The 26,921-nt window shown below is 49.0% G+C and carries 23 protein-coding genes; 19 read left to right on the forward strand and 4 right to left on the reverse strand.

The window, feature by feature from the left end:
• The first annotated feature begins 30 nt into the window (after positions 1-30).
• The 5 genes from NIA71_RS19450 to NIA71_RS19470 all read left to right on the forward strand — a co-directional run bounded on the left by NIA71_RS19450 (position 31) and on the right by NIA71_RS19470 (position 3,102).
• Entirely contained in the window at positions 31-318 is a 288-nt protein-coding gene (locus NIA71_RS19450; protein ID WP_148397754.1) for a DUF3343 domain-containing protein, read from the forward strand.
• Between the two features lie 29 nt (positions 319-347).
• Positions 348-1,379 (forward strand): selenide, water dikinase SelD, encoded by a 1,032-nt coding sequence (gene selD / locus NIA71_RS19455; RefSeq protein ID WP_148397755.1) that lies wholly within the window; start codon positions 348-350, stop codon positions 1,377-1,379.
• A gap of 173 nt (positions 1,380-1,552) precedes the next feature.
• Positions 1,553-2,608 carry a YedE family putative selenium transporter gene (gene yedE, locus NIA71_RS19460; protein WP_227754649.1) on the forward strand — a complete coding sequence of 352 codons (1,056 nt, stop codon included), beginning with the start codon at positions 1,553-1,555 and terminating at the stop codon, positions 2,606-2,608.
• 15 nt (positions 2,609-2,623) lie between these two features.
• Positions 2,624-2,833 carry a sulfurtransferase TusA family protein gene (locus NIA71_RS19465; protein WP_148397757.1) on the forward strand — a complete coding sequence of 70 codons (210 nt, stop codon included), beginning with the start codon at positions 2,624-2,626 and terminating at the stop codon, positions 2,831-2,833.
• A gap of 11 nt (positions 2,834-2,844) precedes the next feature.
• Positions 2,845-3,102, forward strand: coding sequence for a DUF3343 domain-containing protein (locus NIA71_RS19470; protein ID WP_148397758.1), 258 nt, complete (start codon positions 2,845-2,847; stop codon positions 3,100-3,102).
• Between the two features lie 56 nt (positions 3,103-3,158).
• Here the strand turns inward: NIA71_RS19470 and NIA71_RS19475 are convergent, their stop codons facing one another.
• Complete coding sequence (locus NIA71_RS19475; protein WP_253021241.1) at positions 3,159-4,295, reverse strand: PPC domain-containing protein; 1,137 nt, start codon at positions 4,293-4,295, stop codon at positions 3,159-3,161.
• Positions 4,296-5,214: 919 nt separating this feature from the next.
• On the opposite strand from NIA71_RS19475, the gene uvrB reads away from it, so the two are divergent.
• The 12 genes from uvrB to NIA71_RS19535 all read left to right on the forward strand — a co-directional run bounded on the left by uvrB (position 5,215) and on the right by NIA71_RS19535 (position 22,710).
• Positions 5,215-7,197: an excinuclease ABC subunit UvrB gene (uvrB, locus tag NIA71_RS19480; RefSeq protein ID WP_148397760.1), complete on the forward strand. Its 1,983-nt coding sequence runs from the start codon at positions 5,215-5,217 to the stop codon at positions 7,195-7,197.
• 14 nt (positions 7,198-7,211) lie between these two features.
• Positions 7,212-10,046, forward strand: coding sequence for an excinuclease ABC subunit UvrA (gene uvrA / locus NIA71_RS19485; protein ID WP_253021242.1), 2,835 nt, complete (start codon positions 7,212-7,214; stop codon positions 10,044-10,046).
• Between the two features lie 303 nt (positions 10,047-10,349).
• Positions 10,350-11,015 carry a hypothetical protein gene (locus NIA71_RS19490; RefSeq protein ID WP_148397762.1) on the forward strand — a complete coding sequence of 222 codons (666 nt, stop codon included), beginning with the start codon at positions 10,350-10,352 and terminating at the stop codon, positions 11,013-11,015.
• A gap of 67 nt (positions 11,016-11,082) precedes the next feature.
• Entirely contained in the window at positions 11,083-12,525 is a 1,443-nt protein-coding gene (locus NIA71_RS19495; protein WP_148397763.1) for a sodium:solute symporter family protein, read from the forward strand.
• Between the two features lie 17 nt (positions 12,526-12,542).
• Positions 12,543-12,773: a hypothetical protein gene (locus NIA71_RS19500; RefSeq protein WP_148397764.1), complete on the forward strand. Its 231-nt coding sequence runs from the start codon at positions 12,543-12,545 to the stop codon at positions 12,771-12,773.
• Positions 12,766-14,373, forward strand: a complete 1,608-nt coding sequence (locus NIA71_RS19505) for an amidohydrolase (protein WP_227754646.1) — start codon at positions 12,766-12,768, stop codon at positions 14,371-14,373. The genes NIA71_RS19500 and NIA71_RS19505 overlap by 8 nt, the downstream gene beginning before the upstream one ends.
• Positions 14,374-14,397: 24 nt before the next feature.
• Positions 14,398-15,804, forward strand: coding sequence for a sigma-54 interaction domain-containing protein (locus tag NIA71_RS19510; protein WP_148397766.1), 1,407 nt, complete (start codon positions 14,398-14,400; stop codon positions 15,802-15,804).
• A gap of 405 nt (positions 15,805-16,209) precedes the next feature.
• Positions 16,210-17,595: a Na+/H+ antiporter NhaC family protein gene (locus tag NIA71_RS19515; RefSeq protein WP_227754645.1), complete on the forward strand. Its 1,386-nt coding sequence runs from the start codon at positions 16,210-16,212 to the stop codon at positions 17,593-17,595.
• 34 nt (positions 17,596-17,629) lie between these two features.
• On the forward strand, positions 17,630-18,862 hold the full coding sequence (locus NIA71_RS19520; RefSeq protein WP_253021243.1) for a saccharopine dehydrogenase family protein: 1,233 nt from the start codon (positions 17,630-17,632) through the stop codon (positions 18,860-18,862).
• 27 nt (positions 18,863-18,889) lie between these two features.
• On the forward strand, positions 18,890-20,107 hold the full coding sequence (locus NIA71_RS19525; RefSeq protein ID WP_253021244.1) for a saccharopine dehydrogenase family protein: 1,218 nt from the start codon (positions 18,890-18,892) through the stop codon (positions 20,105-20,107).
• 210 nt (positions 20,108-20,317) lie between these two features.
• On the forward strand, positions 20,318-21,277 hold the full coding sequence (locus tag NIA71_RS19530; RefSeq protein WP_148397772.1) for a DMT family transporter: 960 nt from the start codon (positions 20,318-20,320) through the stop codon (positions 21,275-21,277).
• Positions 21,277-22,710, forward strand: coding sequence for a nicotinate phosphoribosyltransferase (locus NIA71_RS19535; protein WP_148397774.1), 1,434 nt, complete (start codon positions 21,277-21,279; stop codon positions 22,708-22,710). The genes NIA71_RS19530 and NIA71_RS19535 overlap by 1 nt, the downstream gene beginning before the upstream one ends.
• 72 nt (positions 22,711-22,782) lie before the next feature.
• On the opposite strand, the gene fba is transcribed toward NIA71_RS19535, so the two are convergent.
• On the reverse strand, positions 22,783-23,712 hold the full coding sequence (gene fba / locus NIA71_RS19540; protein WP_148397776.1) for a class II fructose-1,6-bisphosphate aldolase: 930 nt from the start codon (positions 23,710-23,712) through the stop codon (positions 22,783-22,785).
• A 77-nt stretch (positions 23,713-23,789) separates the two neighbouring features.
• Complete coding sequence (locus NIA71_RS19545) at positions 23,790-24,155, reverse strand: hypothetical protein (RefSeq protein WP_148397778.1); 366 nt, start codon at positions 24,153-24,155, stop codon at positions 23,790-23,792.
• Positions 24,156-24,269: 114 nt separating this feature from the next.
• Here NIA71_RS19545 and NIA71_RS19550 point away from each other — a divergent pair, with 114 nt between their 5' ends.
• On the forward strand, positions 24,270-24,524 hold the full coding sequence (locus NIA71_RS19550; RefSeq protein WP_148397780.1) for a hypothetical protein: 255 nt from the start codon (positions 24,270-24,272) through the stop codon (positions 24,522-24,524).
• Positions 24,525-25,454: 930 nt separating this feature from the next.
• On the opposite strand, the gene NIA71_RS19555 is transcribed toward NIA71_RS19550, so the two are convergent.
• Positions 25,455-25,811, reverse strand: coding sequence for a hypothetical protein (locus NIA71_RS19555; RefSeq protein WP_148397782.1), 357 nt, complete (start codon positions 25,809-25,811; stop codon positions 25,455-25,457).
• A gap of 140 nt (positions 25,812-25,951) precedes the next feature.
• On the opposite strand from NIA71_RS19555, the gene NIA71_RS19560 reads away from it, so the two are divergent.
• Entirely contained in the window at positions 25,952-26,920 is a 969-nt protein-coding gene (locus NIA71_RS19560) for an RluA family pseudouridine synthase (protein WP_148397783.1), read from the forward strand.
• Position 26,921 lies beyond the last annotated feature (1 nt).

A 26,921-nucleotide genomic window follows, 5' to 3' on the forward strand; every position in this document is an offset into this window, starting at 1 on the left:
GATATCGTTAATGATTGGAAGGTGTTTCGCATGAGCAGGGCTAACTTAGAGGATTCTTTCTTTGCCATGGTCTTTTCCTGTACAACGGATACCATTGAAACTGAGAGAACCATGCAAAAAAATTTTAAAACCATGATTATTCCCACTCCCAGGGAGATATCTAAAAGCTGCGGCTTTGCTATTCGATTTTCGGATGTGGATGAAGAGGCGCTGGTTCAATCGGCCAGGGGCCTGGAAGTACCTCACGCGTTATATCGTTTGAGCGCAAAGGACGAAGGTGGTATGCGGACCGCCCGTCTGATTGAAGATGTCAGCTAAAACGTTTGATTATGAAAGGAGGGATCACAATGAAGAACGACGATGTCAAATTGACCGACATGTCCGCTCACGCTGGTTGAGCCGCCAAGATAGGACCGGGTGTCCTTTCAGAAGTTTTATGCCATCTGCCCAGATTCAGCGATCCCAATCTGCTGGTTGGATTTGATACGAGCGACGATGCGTCGGTTTATAAGATGGATGAAAACACGGCTTTAATCCAGACCGTGGATATTTTTCCGCCTGTTGTGGATGACCCTTATGAATACGGGCAAATCGCAGCTGTAAATTCATTGAGCGATGTATACGCCATGGGAGGGGAACCCAAACTGGCGCTCAATATCTTTTGTTTTCCGGAAGATCTGCCCAAGGATGTGGTCCAGGCCATACTCCAGGGCGGCTATGAAAAGGTACAGGAAGCCGGCGCGCTGATCACCGGAGGTCATACGATCCAGGACAGCGAGCCCAAATACGGACTTTCTGTAACTGGATTCGCTCATCCTTCGGAAATTCTGATGAACAATCAGGTCAGGGCCGGGGATGTGGTGATTTTAACCAAGGCGCTCGGCACCGGTATTTTAACGACGGCCGCTAAGGCCGGGCTGCTGGAGGAAGATGGGTATCGGGCATTGGTGGCCTCCATGACCCAGCTGAACAAAGCTGCCGCTGAGCGGATGAAACCATACGGCGTTCACAGCTGCACAGATGTAACCGGCTTCGGCCTTTTGGGACATGCCTTTGAGATGGCATATGGAAGCGGGATGACGATCACTTTGGATCATACAAAGCTGCCATTGCTGCCGGAAGCAGAAGAGATGGCCGAGACAGGAATCATCCCTGCGGGTGCATACCGAAACCGGGAATATTTAGATGATGTGGTACTGGTGAAAGAAGGGGTTCCTCTGGCAATCGAAGATATTTTGTACGATCCCCAGACTGCCGGCGGTCTGCTCATTTCCTTGCCAGAGACAGAGGGGCTGAGGCTGGTGAGCGAGCTGGAAGGCGCGGCTGAAATCATCGGCTGGGCTGAGGAGCTTCACGATTACAGCATTGTTGTGAAATGAAAAAAGCTGCCGCTGATCCTGGGCAGCTTTTTCAGGTTTACCAGCGGCTTGCCGGCAATCGAAAATTTCTATCCAAGGCCCGCCACCAATAAACAGATTCAGTTTTACGAATTATGGTAAAACTGCTATCCTTTAACTGTAAGCAATTACTGATAGGAGGATAAATCGTAGAAATGAAAAAAACAGCTTTAATTGGAATCACAGGAGGACTTGTAGGACTGATCGCAGTGGTGCTGGTCTCCTTTGGAAATCCGGGCAATATGGGATTTTGCATTGCCTGCTTTTTGAGGGATACGGCCGGAAGCGTGGGGCTTCACAGGGCAGAAGTGGTGCAGTACATCCGGCCGGAAATCATCGGACTGGTATTCGGCGCTTTGATTATGTCTTTGATTGGAAAGGAGTTTTCGCCGAGAGGAGGCTCATCCCCGGCCATCCGCTTCGTGCTGGCAATCTGCGTGATGATCGGCGCTCTGGTGTTTTTAGGGTGTCCGCTGAGAATGATGCTCAGAATCGGCGGCGGCGATTTGAACGCCATTGTCGGTCTGGTGGGATTTGTTGTTGGAATCGTGATCGGAATCTTCTGTTTGAACAAGGGTTTCTCCCTGAATCGGGCATATAAACTGAGCAAGTGCGAAGGCGCGGTCTACCCGGCGATCAATGTCGGACTGCTGGTTTTGCTGTACGCGGCTCCCGCATTCTTGTTCTTCAGCACCGAGGGCCCCGGCTCCATGCACGCGCCCATCATTCTTTCCCTGATCGCAGGACTCATCGTCGGCGCTTTGGCTCAGAAGTCGAGATTTTGCACGGTTGCGGGAATTCGCGATACCATTCTCTTTAAAGATACCACCATGCTGATCGGCTTTATCTGTGTAATTGTGATTGCAATAATCGGGAATCTGATTACAGGAACGTTCCATGTCGGGTTTGAAGCCCAGCCCATTGCCCACAGCGACGGACTTTGGAATTTTATGGGCATGGTGGTGGTTGGATTCGGTTCGGTTCTTCTCGGCGGATGCCCGCTGCGGCAGGTGATTTTGTCCGGCGAAGGAAATACCGATTCCGTGGTAACGATCTTCGGATTTCTGGTCGGCGCTGCCATCTGCCATAACTTTGGACTGGCATCGTCTGCGGAGGGCCCGTCGCCCTACGGTCCGGCAGCTGTGATCCTATCGCTGGTCGTGGTGGCATTGATCGCGGTATTTAATTTAAAGAAAGTTTCGAAGGCTTAATTGAGGAGGTTTAGGATGGTAATTCATGTTGACGCCAGGGGCTGCGCTTGCCCTGAGCCGGTAATCAAGACAAAGAAGGCGATCGCGCAGGAGCACGATGAAGTGGTGGTTCTTGTGGACAATCGGACCGCTTTGGAAAACGTAAAGCGATTTGCGGCAAAACAGAATCATCAGGTGATAGTTGAAGAAATCGAAGGCGACTATCAGCTGACTTTAAAGAAGTAGGCGGGGTGCATATGGAATATATCGTGACCTTTCATACCCATTTTGACGCGCTGCAGTACGAGCGATTTTTGAAAAAAGAGGGCATTAAAGGAAAACTGCAGCCGGTTCCCAGGGCGCTGAGCTCATCCTGCGGCACTTGTGTAAAGTTCGCCGCAAAAGAACCGGCAGAGGAAAATCCCAAGTTCGTGGACCATGAGTTTGAAAAGTTGTTTGCTGTCGGGGATGATGGGTATGTGTTCCTGGCTGACGGCGATGCTGATGGGTTATAGATGAGGAAAAAAGGATGGAAACGGAAGTAGTTCTTCGTGTTCCATCCTTTTTAGACTTATTTCCATTTAAGGGTATAGGCGCCGGATTCACGTTTGTCTTTGGTATAGATCTTTATATAATAAGTTCCTTTTGATAGACGCCCGTACTTTGTTTTGCTTTCAATATAACCATCTGCGTCTACCGTCTTTTGACGCAGGCTTTTCACTTTCTTTCCCTTTTTGTTATATAGATCGATATAACATTGGCCAGACATATAATTCTTTAAATAAAATTTCACTTTACCGGATTTTTTGACTTTGACCTTGTACCAATCGTGGCCTTTTTTGCCAGACAGGACATAGCCTTTGATTTTTTTGTTTCGTTTAATGGAGACGCTTTTTTTCTTGGTGGCGCCGCTTTTTTCCTTAATTTTGGTATTACGAAGATAGAGCCGGTAGGGCCCTGTGCCGGATTGATCCTGAACATTTTTGAGGCGGAGATAATAGGTCGTTCCTTTTTTTACCCCAAAATACAATGGCAGGCCGCCATCATAAGACCTGGCAATATTTTTTGAAATCTGCTTTTTATTGTTGTCCAAGAGGGCGAACGTTGCGTCTTCTTCACCAGTATAGTAGTTTACCTTGATATAGCCGGTTTCTTTTGCAGTGAACCGGTACGTTTGCGATTTAGCAATGGGGGTTACCCCCAGGTATTCAGTCGTATTCAAACGAATTGTTCGGTCGGCGGCAGGATAGAGCCTCGCTTCCAGATCAAAAGAAACCTGGAAAGAAGGGGCCTTGCTGCAAATGGCGATATAAAGCTGTTCTCCGGCTTTTGCAGAACTGAGCTGCAGGTTATGGCGGAGACCGTTTTCAATTTTTAATTGTTCTTCCCATTTGTCACTGAGATTTTCTTTTTTGCCATATGCTACATTGAGCGATCCTGTCCCTCGGACATTCCCAATCTTCACATCAATTAATCCGCTTTCGGTAAAGGGGACTTGATAAATTTTGCCGCGATAGCCATCAAAGAGAATCGGGTCGCTGTCTGAAATCGTGCCCGATATTTTAGGAACATGTTCCTTCCCCTGATAGATTTTTGTGGGAATCATTTCCACATACTTCCCAGAAGATTCGGCCGCCATTGCTGCCGATGGGATCATTGCTGCGAAGAGCATGAGCCCGGTGATCAATGCTGTGATCTTCGTTTTCATAATTTCCTCCTTTTTACACAATACACTTAGAGACATGAACAACGTGCTGACAGCAGGGGTTCTGTATGCGAAAAGAAATGATTTCGACGGCAGAATTGGTTTGCTGTCTAGCTATAGTATACCTTGTAAGTGACGAGGAGGCAAGCATGGAAGAGGGGCGCGCCTAAGGCGCCCCGGGGTGGTCTTGCCTGGGCTCGGTTTTGCTCGGGAAAAATATTTTTTTTTTGCCGATTCCTAATCGAAATGGCCTGATTTGGATGCAAGGTCCATAGAAAAACAGGCAATTTTGATGCTTTCGCAGCTCGGCGGGTCGGAAGATGGTATCTATTTGCTGCAAATAGCTCCGAACGAATAATTTATGTGTGGTTAGTTGCGAGTAACAACTGAGATGAACTGGCCTGAAGCGAAATTTCACGTGATTTTCTATGGACTTTGGCTTGAAAAAGGCCGATTTCGAATAGAAATGGGATAAATTTACATTTTGCTCAGCGTGGATTCGCTTCATGCAGCGGGTTAGAGCAGTTTGGGCCGTGCTGGTGATCCGGGTTACAAAAATCCGAAAATTTTTATTCTTTGTATCCAAATTACAGCCTGGCGCAGGCTGCAGGTTTTTATACCAGTATTTACTCCATCGCAGGCGAACTGGCCGGCTGATACGCACATCTGCTCTGCGGCCGCCAGATTCCAGGCAGCACAAGGTTTCATAGCATAAAAGAAAGAGATGATAGGATCGAGATTGCGATAGAGGAGTTGATGGAGAAAGATTAATCAGTACAGAACAAATGTTCCTTTTTGTTCTGTACTTTTTAAATATTCTATGCTAGAATACCTACATGGAATCGATGCTGCCGCAAGGCAAAAGCGAGTGAAATAACAGCGGACCCAGGTCCGCGTTCAAGATAATACGGGGGTGGAACAGATGCGAGAAGAGCGTCTTTTTAAAATAGCTTCAGAATACAAACCTATGGGAGACCAGCCGCAGGCCATCCAAACGCTGGCCCGCGGAGTGGAGGAAGGCAGAGAACACCAAACATTGATGGGCGTTACCGGCTCTGGAAAAACCTTCACCATGGCCAATATTATCGAAAAGGTGCAAAAGCCTACCCTGGTGATTTCCCACAACAAAACCCTGGCAGCCCAGCTTCACGGCGAATTCAAAGAGTTTTTTCCCGACAACGCGGTGGAATACTTTGTCTCCTATTACGACTACTACCAGCCGGAAGCTTACGTGCCTTCCACGGATACCTATATCGAAAAGGATTCCGATATCAACGAAGAGATTGAAAAACTGCGCCACTCGGCCACAGCGGCACTGGCGGAGCGGAGCGACGTAATCATCGTCGCCAGCGTATCCTGCATCTATGGACTGGGCAGCCCATTTGACTATGAAAATCAAATGCTGTCGCTGCGGCCGGGCATGGAAAAAAATCGCCAGGATATTCTGCGCCGATTGGTGGACATCCAATATACCCGCAACGATATGGCCTTCACCAGAGGCACGTTCCGGGTGCGGGGCGATGTGATCGACATCTATCCGGCAGGAGCGGAAAACGCAGTCCGGGTAGAACTCTTCGGCGACGAAGTGGAAACCATTAAAGAGATCAATCCCGTGACCGGCGAAATCATCGGATTGCGCAACCACATTGCCGTTTACCCGGCTTCCCACTATGTAACGACCAAAGAAAACATCGAAAACGCCGCTCTGACCATCGGCGAAGAACTGGAAGAGCGGATCCAGTGGTTCAAAGACCGGGGCAAACTGATCGAAGCGCAGAGAATTGAACAAAGGACCCGCTACGACATTGAAATGCTCCGGGAAATCGGCACCTGCAAAGGGATCGAGAATTATTCCCGCCATCTCAACGGACTGCCCGCCGGTAACCGGCCTTATACACTGATCGACTACTTCCCCGACGATTTCCTCATCATGATCGACGAATCCCACGTCATGCTCCCCCAGCTGAGGGCCATGTACGCCGGAGACCGATCCCGGAAAAGCTCGCTGGTGGAATACGGTTTCCGTCTGCCTTCCGCGCTGGACAACCGGCCCCTTCAGTTCGAGGAATTTCGGAACCTGGCCCACCAGTGCATCTATGTCAGCGCTACGCCGGGCTCCTATGAAAAAGAACAGAGCGGCGGCGTCACAGCCGAACAGATCATCCGCCCCACCGGCCTTTTGGATCCGTTGATTCAGGTCCAGAAGAGCGAAGGGCAGATCGACCACCTCATTGGAGAAATCAATAAAACCGTGGAAAAGGGCGAGAAAGTCCTGGTAACCACATTGACAAAAAAAATGTCTGAAAGCCTGACCGATTATTTAAAAAACGCCGGAATACGTGTTAGATATCTTCATTCTGAGGTAGATACATTAGAGAGAATGGAGATCATCCGCGACCTGCGTATGAACGTGTTTGACGTTCTGGTGGGAATTAACCTTCTGCGGGAAGGGCTGGATATCCCAGAGGTGTCCCTGGTCGCCATCCTGGATGCGGACAAGCAGGGATTCCTGAGGACGGAAACCTCGCTGATTCAGACCATCGGCCGCGCCGCCAGACACTCGGAAGGCCGGGTCATCATGTACGCCGATACCATCAGTCCGGCGATGAAGGTCTCCATTGAGGAAACAGAGCGCAGACGCAAGATACAGGACGCCTATAACAAAGAACACGGCATCACGCCCCAGACCATCAAAAAATCGGTAAGAGACGTGATCGAAGCCACCATTGCTGCTGAGGAAGAATCCCAGTATAAGGGAAAGAGTCCTCTGGAGCTGACCAAGAAAGAGCTGGCCGCATATATCAAACAATTGGAAAAGGAAATGAAACAGGCTGCTGTTGACCTCCAGTTCGAACGGGCGGCCATGCTGCGAGACCAGATTTTCGAATATAAAGTAAAACTTTAACATGAGGATAAGAGATGACAAAAGACATTCACATCAAAGGAGCAAATGAAAACAACTTAAAAAACATTGACGTTACCATCCCCAGAGACCAGATGGTGGTGCTGACGGGGCTTTCCGGTTCCGGAAAGTCGTCGCTGGCTTTTGACACCATCTATGCGGAAGGACAGCGGCGCTATGTGGAGAGCCTGTCTTCCTACGCCAGACAGTTTCTGGGACAGATGGAAAAACCCAATGTGGAATATATCGAAGGCCTTTCACCGGCTATTTCCATAGACCAAAAGACCACCAGCAAAAATCCCCGCTCCACCGTGGGCACAGTAACAGAGATTTACGACTATCTGCGGCTGATGTACGCCCGTATCGGCGTGCCCCACTGTCCGGTCTGCGGCAAGGAGATTTCCAGCCAGTCAGTGGATCAGATCGTGGATTCGCTCATGGAACTGGGGGAAAAGACCAGGATTACCATGCTGGCACCGGTGGTACGCCAGAGAAAAGGCGAACACGAAAAGATTCTGGAGCGAATCCGCAAAGAAGGATTCACCAGAGTCAGAGTCGACGGCGAGATCCGGCAGATTAATGAAGAAGAGATTAAACTGGAAAAGAATCTGAAGCATATTATCGAGATCGTCATCGACCGGATCATCGTCAAAGAAGGCGCGGAAAGCCGCTTGTCAGAAGCCTGCGAGCTGGCAATTTCCCATGGGGATGGACTGATCGTGGCCCATATCAAACAGGACGAAGCGGAATACGACCGAATCTTCAGCACCAGCCTGGCCTGCCCGGAACACGGAGTCAGCATCGCTGAGCTGGAGCCGCGGATGTTCTCCTTTAACAACCCCTTCGGCGCCTGCCCGGACTGCAAGGGGCTGGGATTCATCCAGAGAATCGACCCGGATCTGATCATCGCCCAGCAGGACAAGAGCATCCCCGACGGCTGTCTGTCCACCATCTTCGCTTCCATGGAATTTTCCGGATTCTACCGGCAGATGATCGAAGCTCTGGCCGAGTATCACAAAGTGGATATCAATACGCCGTATAACAAGCTGCCGAAAAAATTTAAACAAGAGCTTTTATACGGGACCGGAAAACGGCACCTGAAATATTATTATACCAGCCGCAGCAACGGCACCAAATCCTATCGGGATCATCCATTCGAAGGCGTGATCAATAACCTGGAACGGAGATACCGGGAGACCAATTCGGAATTCATCAAAGAAAAGATGAGCAAATACATGACCATCACCCCATGCGATACCTGCGGCGGCAGACGTCTGCGGCCGGAAGTGCTGGCCGTTACCGTAGGCGGAAAAAACATCATGGAGTTCTGTGAGATGTCCATCCGCGACGCCTATCAGTTTGTGGAAAGCCTGCACCTTTCTGAAAAAGAGCTGATGATCGCCAATCAAGTGCTCAAGGAAATTAAAGCGCGGCTCAACTTCCTCATCGACGTGGGCCTGGACTACCTAACCCTCTCCAGAGCTTCGGCAACTCTTTCCGGGGGTGAATCGCAGCGTATACGGCTGGCGACCCAAATCGGTTCCAGTCTGGTGGGCGTCCTCTATATTTTGGACGAGCCCAGCATCGGCCTCCATCAAAAGGACAACGAAAAGCTTTTGGCTACCCTGAGGCATTTGACCGATATCGGCAACACCCTGATCGTGGTCGAACACGATGAAGATACCATGTATGCGGCCGACCATATTGTAGACATCGGACCCGGCGCCGGTATCTACGGCGGCGAGCTGGTGGCGGAAGGAACCGTGGAGGATATTAAAAAGAACAAGCGATCCATCACCGGCCAATACCTGAGCGGGGAAAAGAAGATCGAAGTGCCGAAAAATCGCCGTCAGGGAAACGGTCTCAAGATCCAAATCAAAGGTGCGGCAGAAAACAATCTGAAAAAGATCAACGTCAACATCCCGCTGGGCAAGCTGGTCTGCGTTACCGGAGTTTCTGGTTCGGGAAAGAGCAGTCTGGTCAACGAAATCCTGTACAAGGGCGTGGCTGGGGAAACCAACGGACTGAAAGCCAAAGCCGGCGCTCATAAAAAGATCATCGGAATCGAAAACATCGATAAAGTAATCGATATCAACCAGTCGCCCATCGGCAGAACGCCCCGGTCAAACCCGGCTACCTACACAGGGGTATTTACGCCCATCCGGGATCTGTTCGCCCAGCTGCCGGAAGCCAAGCTGAGGGGATACGAAAAGGGACGCTTCAGCTTTAACGTCAAGGGCGGCAGATGCGAGGCGTGCAGCGGAGACGGTATCATCAAGATTGAAATGCATTTTCTGCCCGATGTATATGTGCCCTGCGAAGTCTGCAAAGGAAGAAGATATAATCGTGAAACTCTGGAAGTGAAATATAAAGGAAAGAGCATCTTTGATGTGCTGGACATGAATGTGACAGAAGCGCTTGAATTTTTCCAGCACATTCCCGCCATCGCAAGACAGCTGGAAACGTTGGAGCAGGTGGGACTAGGTTATATTAAACTGGGACAGCCTTCCACCCAGCTTTCCGGAGGAGAAGCCCAGCGGATCAAGCTGGCATCCGAGCTCTCCAAGCGGAGCACGGGAAAGACCTTGTATATTTTGGATGAGCCGACCACAGGACTTCATTTTGCCGACGTGGATAAGCTGCTGCAAGTGCTGGATACCTTGGTAGACGCAGGCAATACGGTGGTTGTAATCGAACACAACCTGGACGTCATCAAGAGAGCCGACCACATCATCGACCTGGGGCCGGACGGCGGCTTTCGCGGCGGAGAAATTGTAGCTGAGGGTACCCCTGAAGAAGTGGCCCAGGCGGCGCAGTCCTATACCGGACAGTTTTTAAAAAAAATGCTCTAATGTGCGCAGGTGGTTGCTTTTTGACAACTTCAGGATGCGGCGATGCAACCGGCTGGAAAGCGAGATTCAAAACATTCTAAATAGTTTGAAAATGCGCCCCCTGGGGATAAACCGCGTACAATTATAATTTCCAAAAATTAGAAACTGTTTCAAAAGTAAAACAAAGGAAAAAATTAGAAAAAACAAGAGGTTGCTAAACCCGTTGAAATTTCAACGGGTTTTCTTTTTTTGCCCTTGGTATGAGATTTGCACTATATAGAAGCTATAAGTTGTTTCCATGTGATGCAGAAAGGAGTGATCGAGATGCTGCAAGAAAAGACTATTGTAAAAAGGCTCGGGAAAGCAGCCCGGGCGGAACCTGCGGACTGCTTGCAAACAGCGGGAGACGTACAATTTTTTACCCAGATTGTACATAGCAGGAACGAGGCGGTTGAAAGCAAATTAAAGCTGCTGAGGGGAAGCTTTTTCGGCAGACCCATGGTGAAATTCGAAGTGAAAAGCATGTCCGACGTCTGGGTGCCCTATTGCTATTTGGAATATGATTTTTCCGTAGAACGAAAAATTATGTTCAAACAAAAAGGACTGATGAAAACGGGCACCGTTGGCTTGGTGTTCGATCTGAACGAAATGCACCCATTCCAGTACGATCTGTTTGAGAGCGGTGCGCTGCCGCTGAAAAAAGGCAGGCTGAATCAAGAACAGCGGAAAATGCTCAAGAGCAGCCACTCCCTTTGCGAAGTGAAAGCAAAGGCGGAAGATTACCTCCAATTTCGAGTCATGAAAAAGTTTTACGGCACGGAGGCGCAGCTGTACCTAAAGAAGGAACAGCCTTTTTTCCGCCCCGCAGTGGAGATCGAAGTGCTGTACAAAGGAAAAAACACCAATTTCAGGTATGCGTACCTGGATGAGTTCGCTGTGGAGAGCGAACACGTTCTGGGCCTGAAATATCGGGTAGACAACAATTTTTAAAAGGACCGCTGAGGAACTGACAGAAAGCAGTTTTCGTTATTTGTGTGAAAAGAAAGGCGGAAGTTTTATGATTAATTTTGCAGAGATCTGGTCGACACTGGACTGGATGATTATCGTCGCATATTTCGCAGTTATTATTTTAGTGGGACTGGTCATGCGCAAGAGAGCCAGCAAGAATATGAAAAGCTTCTTTGTCGCATCCAGGAGGCTGACGATTCCGGTGCTGGTAGGTGTGGGCGCTGCCAGCTGGTATGATTCCTGGACCATAGTCGGCCTGGCCGAATGCGGCACGACAATGGGAATCTGTATTATCTTTATTTATGTAATCCCCACCGCTATCCTCAGACTGCCGCTGGCCGTATGGATCGGCCCTCTTGTCCGGAATAAAATCCCCGATTGGGTCATCACAATGCCGGATTTGATGGCTTACATGTACGACAAACGGACAAAACTGGTAATGGCGCTGGGAATGCTGCCTCCGTTTCTTTATGAAGCGGCTTTACTCACCGCAGGCGGGCAGGTAATTTCCTATGTTACGGGGATGAACATGTGGGTCGCTTTCGTGATCCTGGGCGTAATCATTATTTTTTACACCTCTTTGTCCGGGCTGTGGGGTCTGGCTGTTACCGATATGATGCAGTTTGTTGTCATGTCGGTTGCCGCGGGCGTTCTTTGCTTTGGCATTTACGCTCATTTTCAAGGATTCGGCAGTCTGTTCGATCAGGTAGAGGCGGTCAATCCGGAATTTATGACCATAACCGGCGGCAACGATTTTATGGCCATTTTGGGATGGGTGATCAGCGCCCTGGCCATGTACGCCAATTCCCAGTCCTATCAGAGGTTCGGCTCCTCCAAATCAGGCGGAGACATTAAAGTTTCCTATACTTGCATCATGATCTTCGGATTATTCTTCAGCACCGTAATGGTAATCGCCGGCATGGCGGCGCTGATTACATTCCCGGAAGCAGCGGCACAAGCGCCGTCGGAAGCTTTCTGGGGCGTTGTTTTCACCACCTTGCCCATCGGGCTGAGGGGGCTCTTTGTGGCCGCATTGCTCTCTGCGGTTATGTCTACGGTAAGCGCCGATTATCTCATTGCGGGAGCGGTGGTTATCCACGATATTGTTAAAGGCTTTTTCAAACCTTCCCTCAGCGACAAAGCCGAAGTCTTTGGAACCCGGGTCGTCATCTGGTGTATCGGTATCTTTATGATCGTTGCCACCTACTTCTGGCAGGACGGCATTTCCAAAGCTTACTACTATTGCGGAGGATTCCAGGTAGCGGCCTTCATCGTTCCTTTGATGTTCGGACTTTTCTATCGCAAAAAGACAGCTGCCGCAGGATTCTGGAGCCTGGTGCTGACCATCATTGCTTATGCGGTATGGCAATTCGCGCTGGGAATCCCATGGGGTATTCCGACCAATCTGGCCTGCATCCTGTTCAGCATGATCGTTTATGTCGTCGTCGCCAAGATCACCTATAAAGGTGAAGAAAAGAAAGCCATTGCATAAGGAAAGGCGGTTAAACCATGAAAAAAGAACTGAGTGAAGAAAGAAAAACGAGGCTGGCGTATATCTGGGCGGCCATCGCGCTGATATCGTCTGTGGTACTGGGAGCGCTGGTAGCGGCCGGATCGGATCAAATTCTGCCCATTTTCCTGGGGTTGTCAACGGTCCTTTACGGCCCGGTGACCGCATTCCTCTATATCCGGGAAGTAAGAAACGGCGTATTCAAAGTGGAGGAGGATGACAATGAGTAGAACAGCACTGCGGAGCAAGCGGATTTATACGGGCCTGACAGCAGAATTGACAGACGGCTATGTCATATGGGAGGATGGTAAGATCCTGTTTGCGGGACCTGCGGCGGACGCGGAGCCGCTTTTGGATCCTCAGACAAGGATCCTCGCCATGGACGATGCTTTTGTCATGCCGGGTTTTCACGATTTTCACGTTCACCTGCTGTCCGGCGCCCTCATGGAGCGGGACGGAATTCTGCGCTATGCCGGATCGGAAGAAGAAGCGGCAAAGATGCTCTGGGAGAAGAATAAGGACCGCAGGTCCAAAACTTGGATTTTAGGCGGCGCCTGGGATAATTTCCGCTGGCCGGGAAGCAAGCTTCCCTCCAGAGAAAGCTTGGACCAATATTTTAAAGACACGCCGGTATTCTTGCTGAATAAGGAATGCCACGGAGCCTGGGCCAACAGCGAGGCTCTGCGAAGATTCAACATCACCAAAGAGACGCCGGATCCGGAAAACGGAAGTTTTTTCCGCGATGAGAGCGGCCGGCCCACCGGCTATGTCCATGAAGCGGCTGTGATTCCCATGCTCAAAGACATCCTTGGGAAAATGAGCGTGGAAGAAATGGCCGATTATGCGGAATCTTTTGCGGAGAAAGCGAATACATATGGAATAACATCCGTTGGGGACTTGCCCTTATATGGGATCCGGGGGGACCGGGCTTACAAGCTGCTCAAGGACCAGGGGCGGCTCAAGGTACGGATTAATTTCTGCATCTCGCTCATGGAAAATCTCAGCGACATTCTGGAAGCACGCGCCGAATACACGTCCGATCTGCTCCGGTTTATCGGCGTCAAGGACTTCCTCGACGGAACCCCCATGGGCCACACAGGCTTTATGCTGGAGCCTTATACCGATATGCCTGATTTTCGCAGCAAGCCGATGATTGAGCCGGAGGTGCTGAAGACGCGCGTGGCGCTGATGGCGGCCAATAACATTAAAGTCAGGCTCCATGCCTGCGGCGACGCAGCGGTCAGACTGGGGCTGGATGCCTTTGCCTATGCAAAGGAAACGTGTAAGGACAAGGACCTGCGACACTGTATCGAGCACATTGAATCCATTTCGCCGGACGATATCGGACGGTTCGGACAGCTTAATGTGATCCCATCCGTACAGCCGGACCATCTGCCCAAATATGATTTTGACCACCATCCCTTCCACCGGATGATCGGAGAGAAGCGAATGCGATATTCCTGGCCCTTCCGCTCACTGGCGGAGCAGGGCGCGGTGCTGGCTTTCGGAACCGACTACCCGGTAACGGAGCTGAATCCGCTGCGGGGTATCTATCGGGCGGTGACCAGGCTGACTGACGAGGGTGAGCCAAAAGACGGATTTTCACCGGATGAAAGGCTGAGTGTTCATCAGAGCCTGAAAGCCTATACGGCAGGATCCGCTTACGCGGCCGGAAGGGAAACGGAGACAGGAATCCTCTATCCCGGCATGCTGGCCGACCTGACGGTGCTTGCGGGAAATCCTTTCGATTGTGCCCTGGACAGGGAAAAAATGTTCAATATGAAAGTTTTGATGACAGTGGTAGGCGGAGAAACGGTATACGGCGGATAATTCGATTTTAGACAGGAGGCGGGTATGGACAGACTAAATGAAGAAGAACTACTGACCAAATATTACGATGAGATCCTCAATATTATGAATACGATCAAGGTGGGCGTGTTCATCACGGACGGTCAGGGAAATGTGCTGATGGTCAACAAAGAATCGGAACGCACGGGCGGATTGGAGCTGGATGAAATTCTCGGAAAGAACATGCAGGAACTGTTGGAACAGGGATATGTGGATGAGTCTTCTGTACTTAAAGCCCTGGAAACCAAGGATGAGTATCGCATGATACAGAGCTTGGGCGACGGGAGCAGCATCTATCTGACAGCCGTGCCCTATTACAAGGACGGTCAGATTCGGCTGGTGGTATGCACAGAGCGGGATATTACAGAGACCAGAGTCCTGGAAAGCTTGCTGGCGGAGAGCAAGGAGCTTTCGGAAAAACAAAAAAAAGAGCTGGAATATCTACGGGCAAAGAGCAACGGAAAAAGCCCGGATATTATCGCTGAAAGTCCAAAGATGAAAGAAATCATCCATGCCGTAGAACGGGTCGCCCAGCTGGATGCCACGGTTCTCATCTGCGGCGAGTCCGGTGTGGGCAAAGAGGTGATCGCAGATTACATCTTTAACAAAAGCAACCGCACGGAAAAACCGTTTATTAAGATCAACTGCGCGGCCATTCCTGAAAACCTCCTGGAATCAGAGCTGTTCGGCTATGAGAAGGGCGCTTTTACAGGCGCGGACACAAAGGGCAAAATCGGAATCTTTGAGATGGCTCAGGAGGGGACTCTGTTTTTGGATGAAATTGCAGAGATCCCCATGCGTCTGCAGGCCAAGCTGCTGCGGGTTCTGCAGGAAAAGGAGATCCGCAGGCTGGGAGGCAAGCAGACCATCAGTGTTAATGTGCGGATCATCGCGGCGACCAATGTTAATTTGAAACAGGCGGTGGAGGAGGGAACCTTCCGGGAAGATCTGTACTACCGGCTCAACGTGGTTCCCATCGACGTGCCGCCCTTGAGAGAGAGGAAAGAGGATATTTGCGCACTTACCGAGCATTTTGTCAATCTGTTCTGTGAGGAATACCATACGAAAAAACAGGTTTCTGTGGAAGCAATGGCAGAACTGATGCATGCTCCCTGGCACGGTAATATTCGTGAGCTGAGAAACATGATCGAACGGCTGATCGTCAGCTTTGACGGTGAGCAGATTACTTCCAGGCAAGTGAAAAATCTGCTCTTTGCCAGCGATCGGTCCAGGAGCAGCTGTATGATTGAGGAAAAACTTTCCCTGGAAGAACTGATGGGCGAATACGAACGGGAGCTGCTGCTGAGCTATCTTGAGAAGTACGCCACAGCCGCAGAAGTGGCGAGAAAATTGCGAGTCAATAAATCGACCATCAGCCGAAAATTAAAAAAATATAAGATTGCCCAAAAATAAATTTTTAAAAACAGATCCAATTTTTTCGATTGGATCTGTTTTTTACAAGAAGCCGGTTGCATGCAGACAACGATTTTAGTTGCGGAAAGGCAACGTTTTTTAGAAAAAAGAGTCACTGTAACCGTTCCATTTACATCATTTGGCAGAATTGAAGCAAATTAGTACAAAAATCACAGCAAAAAACGGTTGTTAAAAGACAACTTTCAGAAGTTGACCGGTTTTTTAGAAAATTGCGAAAACGGCTGTATTTCAACGATTGCAGCTATTTGAGGGCTTTGGCATTGTTCTTGCTCTATATAGGGGTGTGCACATCAGTTCTTGCGATATACCTAAACGGGCCTGTATATCGCAAGAATGAACGGACGTTATTGTTTGAAGAAACAAGAAAGGTGTGAGGAAAAAGCAATGGATAATTTTGGAATATTAACCTTGATTCCTCCCATTGTCATTATCGTCTTTGCGCTAGTGACGAAAAGAACCTTTGAAGCACTTTTGATCGGTGCGGTCATCGGCTTTTTCATGACAGACAAATGGGGCGTTTTAGGTGCGACGCTGGACGGCTTTTCCACAACAGCTGCTGAAAACATATGGATGGTCCTCGTTTTCGGGCTTTTGGGAGGATATACCTTCCTTCTGCAGAGGTCCAAGGGCTCCTTTGGTTTTGGGAGATTTGTAAGAAAGTTCGCCAACACAGAAAAAAAGACGTTAATCATCGGGTGGATCCTGGGAATTATTGTTTTTATGGATGATTACTTAAATATCCTGACCGTATCCACATCCCTTCGGGAGACCTGTGACAGACAAAAGACTCCCAGAGAGATGCTGGCATATGTAATCGATTCGACAGGAGCTCCGGTCTGCGTTCTGATTCCACTCTCCACATGGGCCGTGTTCTACGCCGGCGTAGTGGGAGACGAGGCGGGAATGGCCTCATATGGCAGCGGAATGGATATTTACATTTCATCGATCCCGTTTATTTTATACGGCTGGATGGCCGTGATCGTGGTACCGCTTGTCATCTTGGGCGTGGTTCCCAAGCTTTTCGGCATGAAGAAGGCATATAAACGGGTTCAGGAAACGGGAAGAGTTTATTCGGAGCAGAGCGACAAATACAATCAGGGAATCACCGAATTCGATAAGCTGATGGAGGAAAAAGGGATTACGGATGAGGATGAAAAAGGGCATATCCTTTTCTTCATCATCCCGCTGGCAGTGGTAATTGCCGTGACCCTTTATACGGATGACCTTTTGATCGGGCTGGCTTCGGCCTTAGTGGTTATGGCAGTGATGTACCTGCCGACGAAGGCCGTTCCATTCGGAGAATTCTGCGAAGCATTCGCCTCCGGATTCGCATCCATGGTGCCGATGATGTTCATCACCATCGGAGCACTGACTGTCAAGCTGTCCATGGATGGAATCGGACTGCCGGACTTTGTAATCAACGCAGTACTGCCGTACATGAACGGGGCGCTGTTCCCGGCGATTACCTTTATCGTAGTGGCAGGCTTGTCCTTCGTTACAGGCAGCAACTGGGGAATCCCGGCTCTCACGGTTCCCATTCTTATTCCGCTGGCTTTGGCGGGAGGCGCCAATCCGCTGGTCGTATTCGGCGCCATCGTTTCTGGAGGAACCTTCGGAAGCCATGCGTGCTTCTACTCGGATGCTACGGTTCTGACTTCCCAGACCTGCGGCATCGAAAACCTGGAACACGCATTTACCCAATTCCCATATGCGCTTCTTTCCGCCATATTGGCATTGATTGGATTTATCATATGCGGATTCGCATTGTAAATAAGTTTTTATGAAGATGAAGGAGGATTTAAAAATGAAAGCACTCGTATTAGGAGCAGGACTGCAGGGTATCGCTACAACGCTGGATCTGGCGTGGAACAAAAATATTGAAAAGATCACCCTGGGAGACTTTGATCTGGAGCAGGCAAAAAAAGTTGCCGATTTGTGCAATTCCAAATATGGCCACAGGGTCGATCCGGTGTTCTGCGACGTAAATGATAAACCTGCCTTAGTGGAACTGATTAAGGCTCATGATGTATGTATCAATATCGTCAATTACTATTATAACTGCGCGATCATGGAGGCTTGCCTGGAAGCGAAGAGAGACTATATCGACATCGGCGGCCTTTATGTGGAAACGGTGAAACAGGTGAAATATGATCAGCAATTCAAGGATGCCGGCCTTCTGGCAATCATCGGCATCGGCGGAACTCCCGGCGTGACCAACGTATGCGCGGCCTGGGCGGCGGATCAGCTGGATACGGTGGAAACCATCGACTTCTTCTGCGGATGCGACGATTGGGGCAAGAGCGAAAAAACCTTCGAAGTTACATATTCCATCGAGACCATCATGGATGAATTCCACATGAAGCCGATCCAGTATATCGACGGCGAATATGTGGAAGTAGAACCGAGAAGCGGCGGCGTTATGGTTCAGTATCCAAAACCCATCGGCGAGCAGTACGCCTATTATCTGATGCACTCCGAACAGGGAACTATTCCCGAATCCTTCAAGGATAAGGGACTGAAAAACTGCAGATATAAGCTGGGCTTCAGCGACGAAGTTCTCAATACCCTCAAGTTCCTCCACGGACTGGGATTCAGCAAGCAGGAAACCGTCAACTTTGAAGGCCACGACATCAAACCGGTTAAGATTCTGAAAAAACTCATGGAACTCCAGCCGGACGATCCCAATGCTGAAATCAATGACTGCGATGTGATCAAGACGGTCGCTGTTGGAACAAAGGACGGCAAGAAAGTTCAGTATGAGCTGGATATGATCTGCAGACCGGTAAAAGAGTGGCCGGAGCTGATGGGCGCTCAGGTATATATCGGCGGCGCGGCAGCATGGGCTACCGAACTCTTGAGAAAAGGCGTCATCACAGCAAAAGGCGCTCTGGCACCGGAACTGTGCATTCCTCCTGTACCGTTCTTTGAAGAAGCGGCTAAACGGGAAATGTATGTGAGAGTAACCAAAAAAGAATTGCTGGGAAGCGATAACTGGGATGAAGCCATGAAGAAAGAGCTGGTTGACCAGGGCAGATAAACCGATGTAAGAGAAAGGAGAAGGGCTATGAAAGTTTTAATTGTAGGAGCAGGCGGCCAGGGAGGCCCTTGCGCATCAATTTTATCCAGAGATGATACAGTGGAAGAGATTCGTCTTGCGGATCTGGACCTGTCCGTGGCTCAGAAAGTAGCGGACAAAATCGGCAGTCCCAAGATTAAAATCGCGGCAGTGGATGCCACCAAATCCAGCGAAGTAGCCAAACTGGCCGATGGCGTGGATGTGGTAATGGATTTCGTAATGCCTTGGATGGCGACCTATGTCATGAAAGGCGCCCTTACCGCAAAGGCTCATTATGTGAATTCAGCCTTTGATACTCCGTTCTGGGAGGAAATCGCAGAGGGAAAAACCAGAGAAGAGCTGACTTTATGCAAGGACTTTGAAGCGGCCGGGCTGACCGCGCTCCTGGGATGCGGTATGGCGCCGGGATTTATCAATGTGCTGATTCGTGAGCAGACCGACAACATGGATCGGGTTGACAGCATTAAGATACGCCTTGGAAAAGCTAAGACCGGCGGCGGTGAATACGATGACATTATCGTTCCCTGGAATCCGGGATGGGCGCCGATTCAGGCTCTCAAAGACTGCGCCGACAACGCCATCTGTTTCGATCAGGGAAAATACGGATATGTGGAACCCTACGCGGGTATCGAGGAATGGCCTTTTGAAGAGCCGGTGGGAAAGAAGCTGGTATCCCATCATTCCCACGAGGAACCTTATTCTCTGCCTCTGACCATTGGCAAGGGCCTGAAGTATTGCGACTTTAAATATTATGTTTGCTATCATCCTGCGGCTCTGGTGAGCCTGGGCCTGGCTTCCAATGAAGAGATCGATGTGAAAGGGACTAAGATCAAGCCCATCGATGTGTGCGCGGCGGTTCTGCCCAAGGCCGGCAATGCCTTCCTGACAGAAGAACCGGCAAAATTTGACTACACCGACAAGCATGTATTCATGTCCATGCAGGCGGAAGTGCAGGGCGAGAAGAATGGAAAACCAGTGACCAGCCTGATTAACTGTCCGCAGATGACGACCCCATGCCAGCCGATCTATGATTTGTTCGGTACCACGCTGGTCAATGTGGCGCTTCCGGCCGTATGCGGAGCAAAACAGATCGCAGAGGGCGCAGAGCGTGGCGTGATCTTTGCTGAACAGCTGGATCCTCAGCGCTATCTTGAAATCCTCAAGGCAACCGGCTATCCGTATGAATGGCAGGTTACGTTAAAATAGCAGCCAAGTTCAATCTTTACCTTATAACATTTTCAGGGGAAGCGGCGGCCGCATTTGCGGCCGCTGTTTCTCGTCTGCACCGCCTGCATCCTTTGGAAACAAAGGGCAATTAAGGAATTGCAATACAGGGGTTTACAATTTGCAACTTTTCGATGTAAAATAAGTATCGAACGCCATTGTAACGGTAACTGTATTAAAGTAGGTGAAAATTTGTGTACACAAGATAAAGCAGAAGATAAAAAAACGACGGACTATGCCGAAGAAGGCTTGAAGCGGGAGAAAAAGGAACGCAGTCTGACCTATATGCTGATGACGTTTTTAGTTGTCGCCTGGGGATTCGATTATGTAGTGGCAAAGCATGCGCTGCAGATTTTGGAACCGCTCACCTTGTTGTTTTTGAAGTACTCCATTGGGCTGCTCCTGGTACTTTCGATCAAATTAAAGACGGAGCGAAAAAGTGTGATACGAAAAAAGGATATCCCGCTCTTCATTTTATGTTCCATTTGCGGAGAGATCATTTATTTTTATTGCGAATATACGGCTATGGATTACATCCCTGTTTCGCTGGTGTCCATTGTACTGGCCTTTGTGCCGGCGCTTTCGATTATCATTGAAAAGGTTTTGTTCAAACGCAAGGTAACAAAAGCAATGGTTATTGGAATTGCTGTGTGCATCTTTGGTGTGGTGCTGATCATCGGCGTGGATTTTGAGCTCCTGTTTCAGGGGAGGATCATCGGCTATCTGCTGGCCTTCGGCGCAGTGTTTTCATGGAATGCGTATAACTTCCTGACCGCATCTCTCCATGACCGCTACAGCAGCGTAACGCTCACTTGCACCCAGCTGATCTGTACGACGCTTTTGGTCCTGCCCTATGCGATTCATACGATGCCGCCATTTGAGGCTTTTACACCGACCATAATCGGTGGTATAATATATCTCGGCCTGGTAAACGCCGGGCTGGGTTTTATGATTACGGTCAGGTCGCTCCATGTGCTGGGACCTACTTCCACGGCACTGTTTTCCAACTTCCTGCCCATCACCAGCACCTTCTTTGGATGGATCCTTTTAAGTGAATCCATCTCAGGATTGCAGATCGCGGGCGGAATTATCGTCATCGCAGCAGCTTGTGTCGTAATCAAAGAGAAAGGAAAAATGGAGGAATTATCCTGATGATTGAGAAACTGAACCTGACTATGCTCACCGACTTTTACGAAATAACCATGGCTAACGGTTATTTTGAGTCGGATATGGCAGATGATATCGCCTATTTCGATATGTTTTTCAGACAAATACCCGATGGAGGCGGTTATGCCATCATGGCCGGGTTGGAGCAGGTCATAGACTATTTGAATAATTTGCATTTTACTGATGAAGATATTGCCTTTTTGGAAGAAAAGCATATTTTCAGCGATCGTTTTTTAAAGTATTTGAAAGAGTTTCGCTTTGTATGCGATGTGTGGGCGATTCCGGAGGGAACGCCCATCTTTCCAGGGGAACCGCTGATCACAGTGCGGGGGCCGGTCATTCAGTCCCAGTTCGTGGAAACGATGATCCTTTTGCTGATCAACCACCAGAGTCTGATTGCCACAAAGGCCAACCGTATTGTGCGAGCAGCAGGCGGCAGGCCGGTCATGGAATTCGGGACCAGGCGGGCACACGGTGCTTCTGCGGCGATTTATGGAGCGCGGGCCGCTTATATCGGCGGATGTGCTGGAACGGCCTGCGCAATCGCAGACCGGGACTATGGAGTAGCGGCTCTGGGGACCATGGCTCACAGCTGGGTGCAGATGTATCCCAGCGAGTACGAGGCGTTCCGTAAATATGCGGAAATTTACCCGGATAACTGCACCTTGCTTGTGGATACTTACAATGTGCTAAAATCTGGCGTACCGGCGGCAATTCGGGTTTTCGACGAGATGAAGCCTGAGAATAAGGGGATCCGCATCGACAGCGGCGATGTGGCGTATCTGACCAAACGGGCGAGGAAGATGCTGGATGAAGCGGGGCACCAGGACTGCAAGATTGTAGTTTCCAATTCTCTCGATGAATATATCATTCAGGATGTCATTGTGGAAGGAGCCTGCATCGATTCTTTCGGCGTCGGTGAAAGGCTGATTACCTCCAAGTCCGAACCGGTTTTCGGCGGCGTCTATAAGCTGTCGGCTCTGGAAAAGGACGGAGTGATGATCCCCAAGATCAAGATCAGCGAAAACGTGGAAAAGATTACAAATCCGGGATTTAAGACCGTTTATCGCCTCTTTGACAAAGAAACGGACAAGACCATCGCAGATGTGATTACCCTGGACGGCGAGCCGGCTCCGGGAGGGGAAGACTATGTGATCTTCGATCCCCAGGCCATCTGGAAGCGGAAAAAGCTGAACAATTTTTATGCCAAAAATCTGCGGGTGCAGGTGTTTGACAAGGGCGAGTGCGTCTACGAGAGCCCGTCCATCGAGGAAATTAAAGCGTATTGCAGCCAGCAGGCAGCAGCCCTCTGGGACGAAACGCTCCGCTTTGAAAACCCGCAGCCCTATTACGTGGATCTTTCCAAGGAACTGTGGGAGATGAAAAATCATTTGATTGAGGAGTTTAACCGGTTGTAGAAACGAAAAAGGGGCCGCGCCCAGCTAGTTTGATTCTCTAGCTTGTGCACCGGCCCCTTTTTAATGTGTGGATTATTTAATATTGGATGCGTTGAGTACGTTTTTGATCTTGTGCTGTACCATTCCTTTGATTGCGTCTCTGGCAGGGCCAAGATACTTTCTCGGGTCAAAATCAGCCGGATGCTCGGCCAGATGCTTGCGAATTTCAGCAGTCATAGCAAGTCTAAGATCTGTGTCAATGTTGACTTTGCACACACCATGCTTTGCCGCCTCTTTAATCATATCTTCAGGAACGCCCTGTGCTCCCGGAATGTCGCCGCCGTAGTCATTGCATTTTTTAACGAACTCCGGCAGAACGGTGGATGCTCCGTGGAGAACCAGCGGTGTATCTGGGATCAGAGAATGGATTTTTTTCAGTCTTTCAAAATCCAGATATGGCTCGCCTTTGAATTTGTATGCTCCGTGGCTGGTGCCGATGGCAACGGCCAACGAATCGACTCCCGTCTTTTCTACGAACTCAGCGGCTTCTTCGGGAACCGTAAAGGTTGCGGAACGTGCATCAACGTTGATGTTATCTTCAATTCCGGCCAGTTTTCCCAGCTCGGCTTCTACGACCACGCCTTTGCTATGGGCATATTCAACGACCTCTTTTGTCAGCCGAATATTCTCTTCAAAGGGATGTTTGGAACCGTCGATCATAACCGATGTGAATCCATCGTCAACGCATTTTTTGCAAATGTCAAAATCTTCTCCATGATCCAGATGCAGAGCAATATCCAAATCCGTGTCTAAAATCGCAGCTTCAACCAGCTTCACCAGATATACAGGCTTGGCGTATTTGCGTGCGCCTGCGGAAACCTGCAGGATCAGAGAAGTCTTTTCTTCCTTTGCGGCTTCTACGATTCCCTGGATGATTTCCATATTATTTACATTGAAAGCACCAACTGCATAATCGTTTTTTAATGCCTTCGCGAACATTTCTTTTGTGGTTACTAACGCCATATCGATCCTCCTAATTTCATAATGATAGTATCATTATTATACACCGAATGGAGGAAAAAACCTACTGTTTTATTGAGCTATTTGGAATTTTGGCCATTGCCCAGCATGGATAGAATCGGACCCAGCGTTTGCATTGCACTCTGCAGATCGATATTGGGCAGGGACGGTGCAGCGGGCTGCGGGCCAGGCTCCTGTTCTTCTATGGATTCAGCGGGAAGGGGAATGTGGGCCGAGGCCGGTGCTGGAAGAGAAGCTGATCCGGACAGACTGCTGCCCATACGGCTCAGCTGGTTGACTTTTTCCAGCGTATTCACCGCCCCATGCAGCTGGTCAAGAACATGATCCAGTTTGATGGGAGCACCGCCGCCGGACATGCCGGACATACCAGGTATACGGCCGCCTCCTGCCGCCGCGGCCAGTAATAATAAAGCTAAAGGATTCATCTATGTAACCTCCATATTCTATAAACTTTAATATATTATGTGAATTATGATGTCTTTGTGCAGGATCCGCGCATATATATGTGGTAGTAGAAATTTGTAAAAACGGAGGGTAACATGGACAATAAAGTTCTTATGGATCTGGCAAGGCAGCTGGGGCTGCCGGAGGAGTCCGCAGAAGCTAAGGCTAAGGAATATATGGGAAAGAGCGATGATGAGATTCTGCGGGAGATCAAAAAAATCAAAATGGTGATTAAAAGGGATAAAAAGACGTATGCCAAACAGATGCAGACACTGAAGGCTCTGGCTGCTACGATGAACGGGCAGCAAAAAGCCCGATTACAAAAGATTATCGAGGTGCTGGAGTCGTAAACGTTGAGTCGGCTGTCTTTTAAATAAGCGCTGCCGAATCTGTTTCTGATCGTGAATTGAAAATTTTAACATTATCAAAAAGGAGCCGCTGGATACTAACGCGGGGGACACCCCGACTGTAGGACAAAATCCTACCTCGTTACCTTCCAATGCGGGTCCTTTTTGTAGTTAATGTCCGGAAAAAACTTGAAAATTATTTTGAAATTTACGCATTTTTCAACGATCGGCCCCTCATCAACTAGCTTGTCAGCAGTCAGGTCCTCATTTTTTCAAGGAAGAGGAGCCGCAAACCTAAAACTCTGCGTAAAAAACGTGAAATTTTGCAGAAGTTTTCTGGAAATTGGCGCCTGCCCCGTTTGAACTACTTAACTGGCTCAGATGGGGGCGGCCTGATCAGGCATAAACCTTTTTCTCTACAGAAAACCAACAAAATAGAACCCCTTCACGGAACCTATCCTCAAAAAAGAGATATGGACCTATTAGGAAGAGGGTTCTATTACTGTTAATAGTATGCACGGAATTTACAAAAAAATCAAAACAGAAAAGCAGCCGCAGCATTCGATCAACATTTCTAAAAGAATTTCATAGCAGTTCAGAATGCAAGAGAATTTTAATAAGTGATGACTAAGTCAATAAAAAAAGTCCCCGGTATCAAGCGTTATCTCAAGCAATGCCAGACAACTCATACTTGTCCGCCGGAGGCTTTTTTAATAATGTATCAGAAGTTTAGCGGAAAATCAATATCGGGACATCTTTGCCCCGATTAAGCGTTTTATAAAAATGGAAAAATGCAGACATAAAAATAGAACCCCTTGGCGGAACTTACACCTCAAAAGGCGACGAGGACCTACTACAAGCGGGTTCTATGATTGTTAATCGTATACACTGGTTTTACACGAAAAATCAAGGGTGTTTTTGTTTAGCCGCCTGTCAGGAACCAACCCCCGGCGCTGCAATGCCAGCAACCGTAATAGACTTTGTCAGCGCCGCAGAAGGCACAGTTGTGGCTTCTGTTGGAGCAGTAGCCTCCGGAGCAGTTGTGGCTTCGGTCGGCACAGTCGTTGCATCTGTTGGCGCAGTTGTGGCCGGAACAGTTGTTTCAGTCGCCGATGATTCGGATGATGCCTCCGCTGCGGAGCTGGGCTGAGAGGCTGCATCCACCAATGTCTGCGGATAAGCCATGATGTTTCCAATCCGTACATATATAATAAAGGCTGCGGCAGCCAATATGATCAAAGCAACAACAATATCATTTTTATCATAAAAAAAGTCTTTTATTCGATTCATAGGACAATCTCCTTCACAAAATACCTCCTTCCTAGATTACCATATTTCGACCTATTTCTCAAACGCAAAATTATGAAATTTTCTTCACATATTGGATATTTATATATATTTTAGCAGCCGTTTGTTGTATAATAAATCCCATGGTGAAAATAACAATAACAAAAAACGAAAGCAGCCAGCGGCTGGATCGCTTTTTAAAAAAATATCTGAAAAATGCTCCTTTGAGCCACATCTACAAGCTGATCCGCAAGGATTTGAAGGTCAATGGAAAACGAGCCAAAATCGATACCATGCTGGAAGAAGGCGATGAACTGAGCCTGTACATGAGCCAGGAGCAGATCGACCAATACTTAAAGCCGAAAAAGACTAACCAGGCCAAAAGGCAGTTTGGCATTGCCTATGAAGACGAAAATCTAATCATTGTGGAAAAACCCTTTGGGCTTTTGACCCACGGCGATGCTTCAGAGAAGAAAAACACGCTGGCAAACCAGGTGTGCGGATATCTGCAGCAAAAGGGTGAATACAATCCGGGCCGGGAACGGACCTTCGTCCCATCGCCGGTGAATCGTCTGGACCGGAATACGACAGGGCTGGTGCTGTTCGGCAAGAACAGCGACTCCCTTCAGGTTTTGAATAAAATGATCCGGGAGCGGGGCCAAATCAGCAAGCAGTATTTGACCATTGTGGCCGGAAACATGGACAGCCCTCTAGTGCTGGCGGATCGAATGGAAAAGGATGAAACCAACAACCTGGTAAAAGTGCTGCCAAAGGATGACCAGCGGGGCAAACTGATGCAGACTGTCGCCCGGCCGATTCGGACAAAAGGCGGTTTTACACTGGTAGAGGTGGAACTGATTACCGGAAGAACGCATCAAATTCGGGCCCATTTAGAGCAGGCCGGCTTCCCGATCATCGGAGACATGAAATATGGCGACCGAAGAGTCAATGATAAAGTCAGAAAACGATTCGGACTGAATACCCAGCTTCTGCATGCGCAGACGCTTGCGTTCAGAAAAGTCGAGCCGCCGCTGGAATATATGCAGGGCAAGGAAGTGCAGGCGCAGCTGCCGCCAGCTTTCGAAAGAATAAAAAAGGAAATATTTGATTAAG

It is taken from the genome of Ihubacter massiliensis, from assembly GCF_024125305.1.
Taxonomy (GTDB): Bacteria; Bacillota; Clostridia; order Peptostreptococcales; family Anaerovoracaceae; genus Hominibacterium; species Hominibacterium faecale.

Coding starts and splice junctions, on each gene's coding strand:
- NIA71_RS19495 (WP_148397763.1), top strand. CDS start 11,083: ATGATTAATTTTGCAGAGATCTGGTCGACACTGGACTGGATGATTATC.
- NIA71_RS19475 (WP_253021241.1), bottom strand. CDS start 4,295: ATGAAAACGAAGATCACAGCATTGATCACCGGGCTCATGCTCTTCGCA.
- NIA71_RS19450 (WP_148397754.1), top strand. CDS start 31: ATGAGCAGGGCTAACTTAGAGGATTCTTTCTTTGCCATGGTCTTTTCC.
- NIA71_RS19550 (WP_148397780.1), top strand. CDS start 24,270: ATGGACAATAAAGTTCTTATGGATCTGGCAAGGCAGCTGGGGCTGCCG.
- uvrB (WP_148397760.1), top strand. CDS start 5,215: ATGCGAGAAGAGCGTCTTTTTAAAATAGCTTCAGAATACAAACCTATG.
- NIA71_RS19555 (WP_148397782.1), bottom strand. CDS start 25,811: ATGAATCGAATAAAAGACTTTTTTTATGATAAAAATGATATTGTTGTT.
- NIA71_RS19490 (WP_148397762.1), top strand. CDS start 10,350: ATGCTGCAAGAAAAGACTATTGTAAAAAGGCTCGGGAAAGCAGCCCGG.
- uvrA (WP_253021242.1), top strand. CDS start 7,212: ATGACAAAAGACATTCACATCAAAGGAGCAAATGAAAACAACTTAAAA.
- fba (WP_148397776.1), bottom strand. CDS start 23,712: ATGGCGTTAGTAACCACAAAAGAAATGTTCGCGAAGGCATTAAAAAAC.
- NIA71_RS19505 (WP_227754646.1), top strand. CDS start 12,766: ATGAGTAGAACAGCACTGCGGAGCAAGCGGATTTATACGGGCCTGACA.
- yedE (WP_227754649.1), top strand. CDS start 1,553: ATGAAAAAAACAGCTTTAATTGGAATCACAGGAGGACTTGTAGGACTG.
- NIA71_RS19545 (WP_148397778.1), bottom strand. CDS start 24,155: ATGAATCCTTTAGCTTTATTATTACTGGCCGCGGCGGCAGGAGGCGGC.
- NIA71_RS19560 (WP_148397783.1), top strand. CDS start 25,952: ATGGTGAAAATAACAATAACAAAAAACGAAAGCAGCCAGCGGCTGGAT.
- NIA71_RS19525 (WP_253021244.1), top strand. CDS start 18,890: ATGAAAGTTTTAATTGTAGGAGCAGGCGGCCAGGGAGGCCCTTGCGCA.
- NIA71_RS19510 (WP_148397766.1), top strand. CDS start 14,398: ATGGACAGACTAAATGAAGAAGAACTACTGACCAAATATTACGATGAG.
- NIA71_RS19535 (WP_148397774.1), top strand. CDS start 21,277: ATGATTGAGAAACTGAACCTGACTATGCTCACCGACTTTTACGAAATA.
- NIA71_RS19465 (WP_148397757.1), top strand. CDS start 2,624: ATGGTAATTCATGTTGACGCCAGGGGCTGCGCTTGCCCTGAGCCGGTA.
- NIA71_RS19520 (WP_253021243.1), top strand. CDS start 17,630: ATGAAAGCACTCGTATTAGGAGCAGGACTGCAGGGTATCGCTACAACG.
- NIA71_RS19470 (WP_148397758.1), top strand. CDS start 2,845: ATGGAATATATCGTGACCTTTCATACCCATTTTGACGCGCTGCAGTAC.
- NIA71_RS19500 (WP_148397764.1), top strand. CDS start 12,543: ATGAAAAAAGAACTGAGTGAAGAAAGAAAAACGAGGCTGGCGTATATC.
- NIA71_RS19515 (WP_227754645.1), top strand. CDS start 16,210: ATGGATAATTTTGGAATATTAACCTTGATTCCTCCCATTGTCATTATC.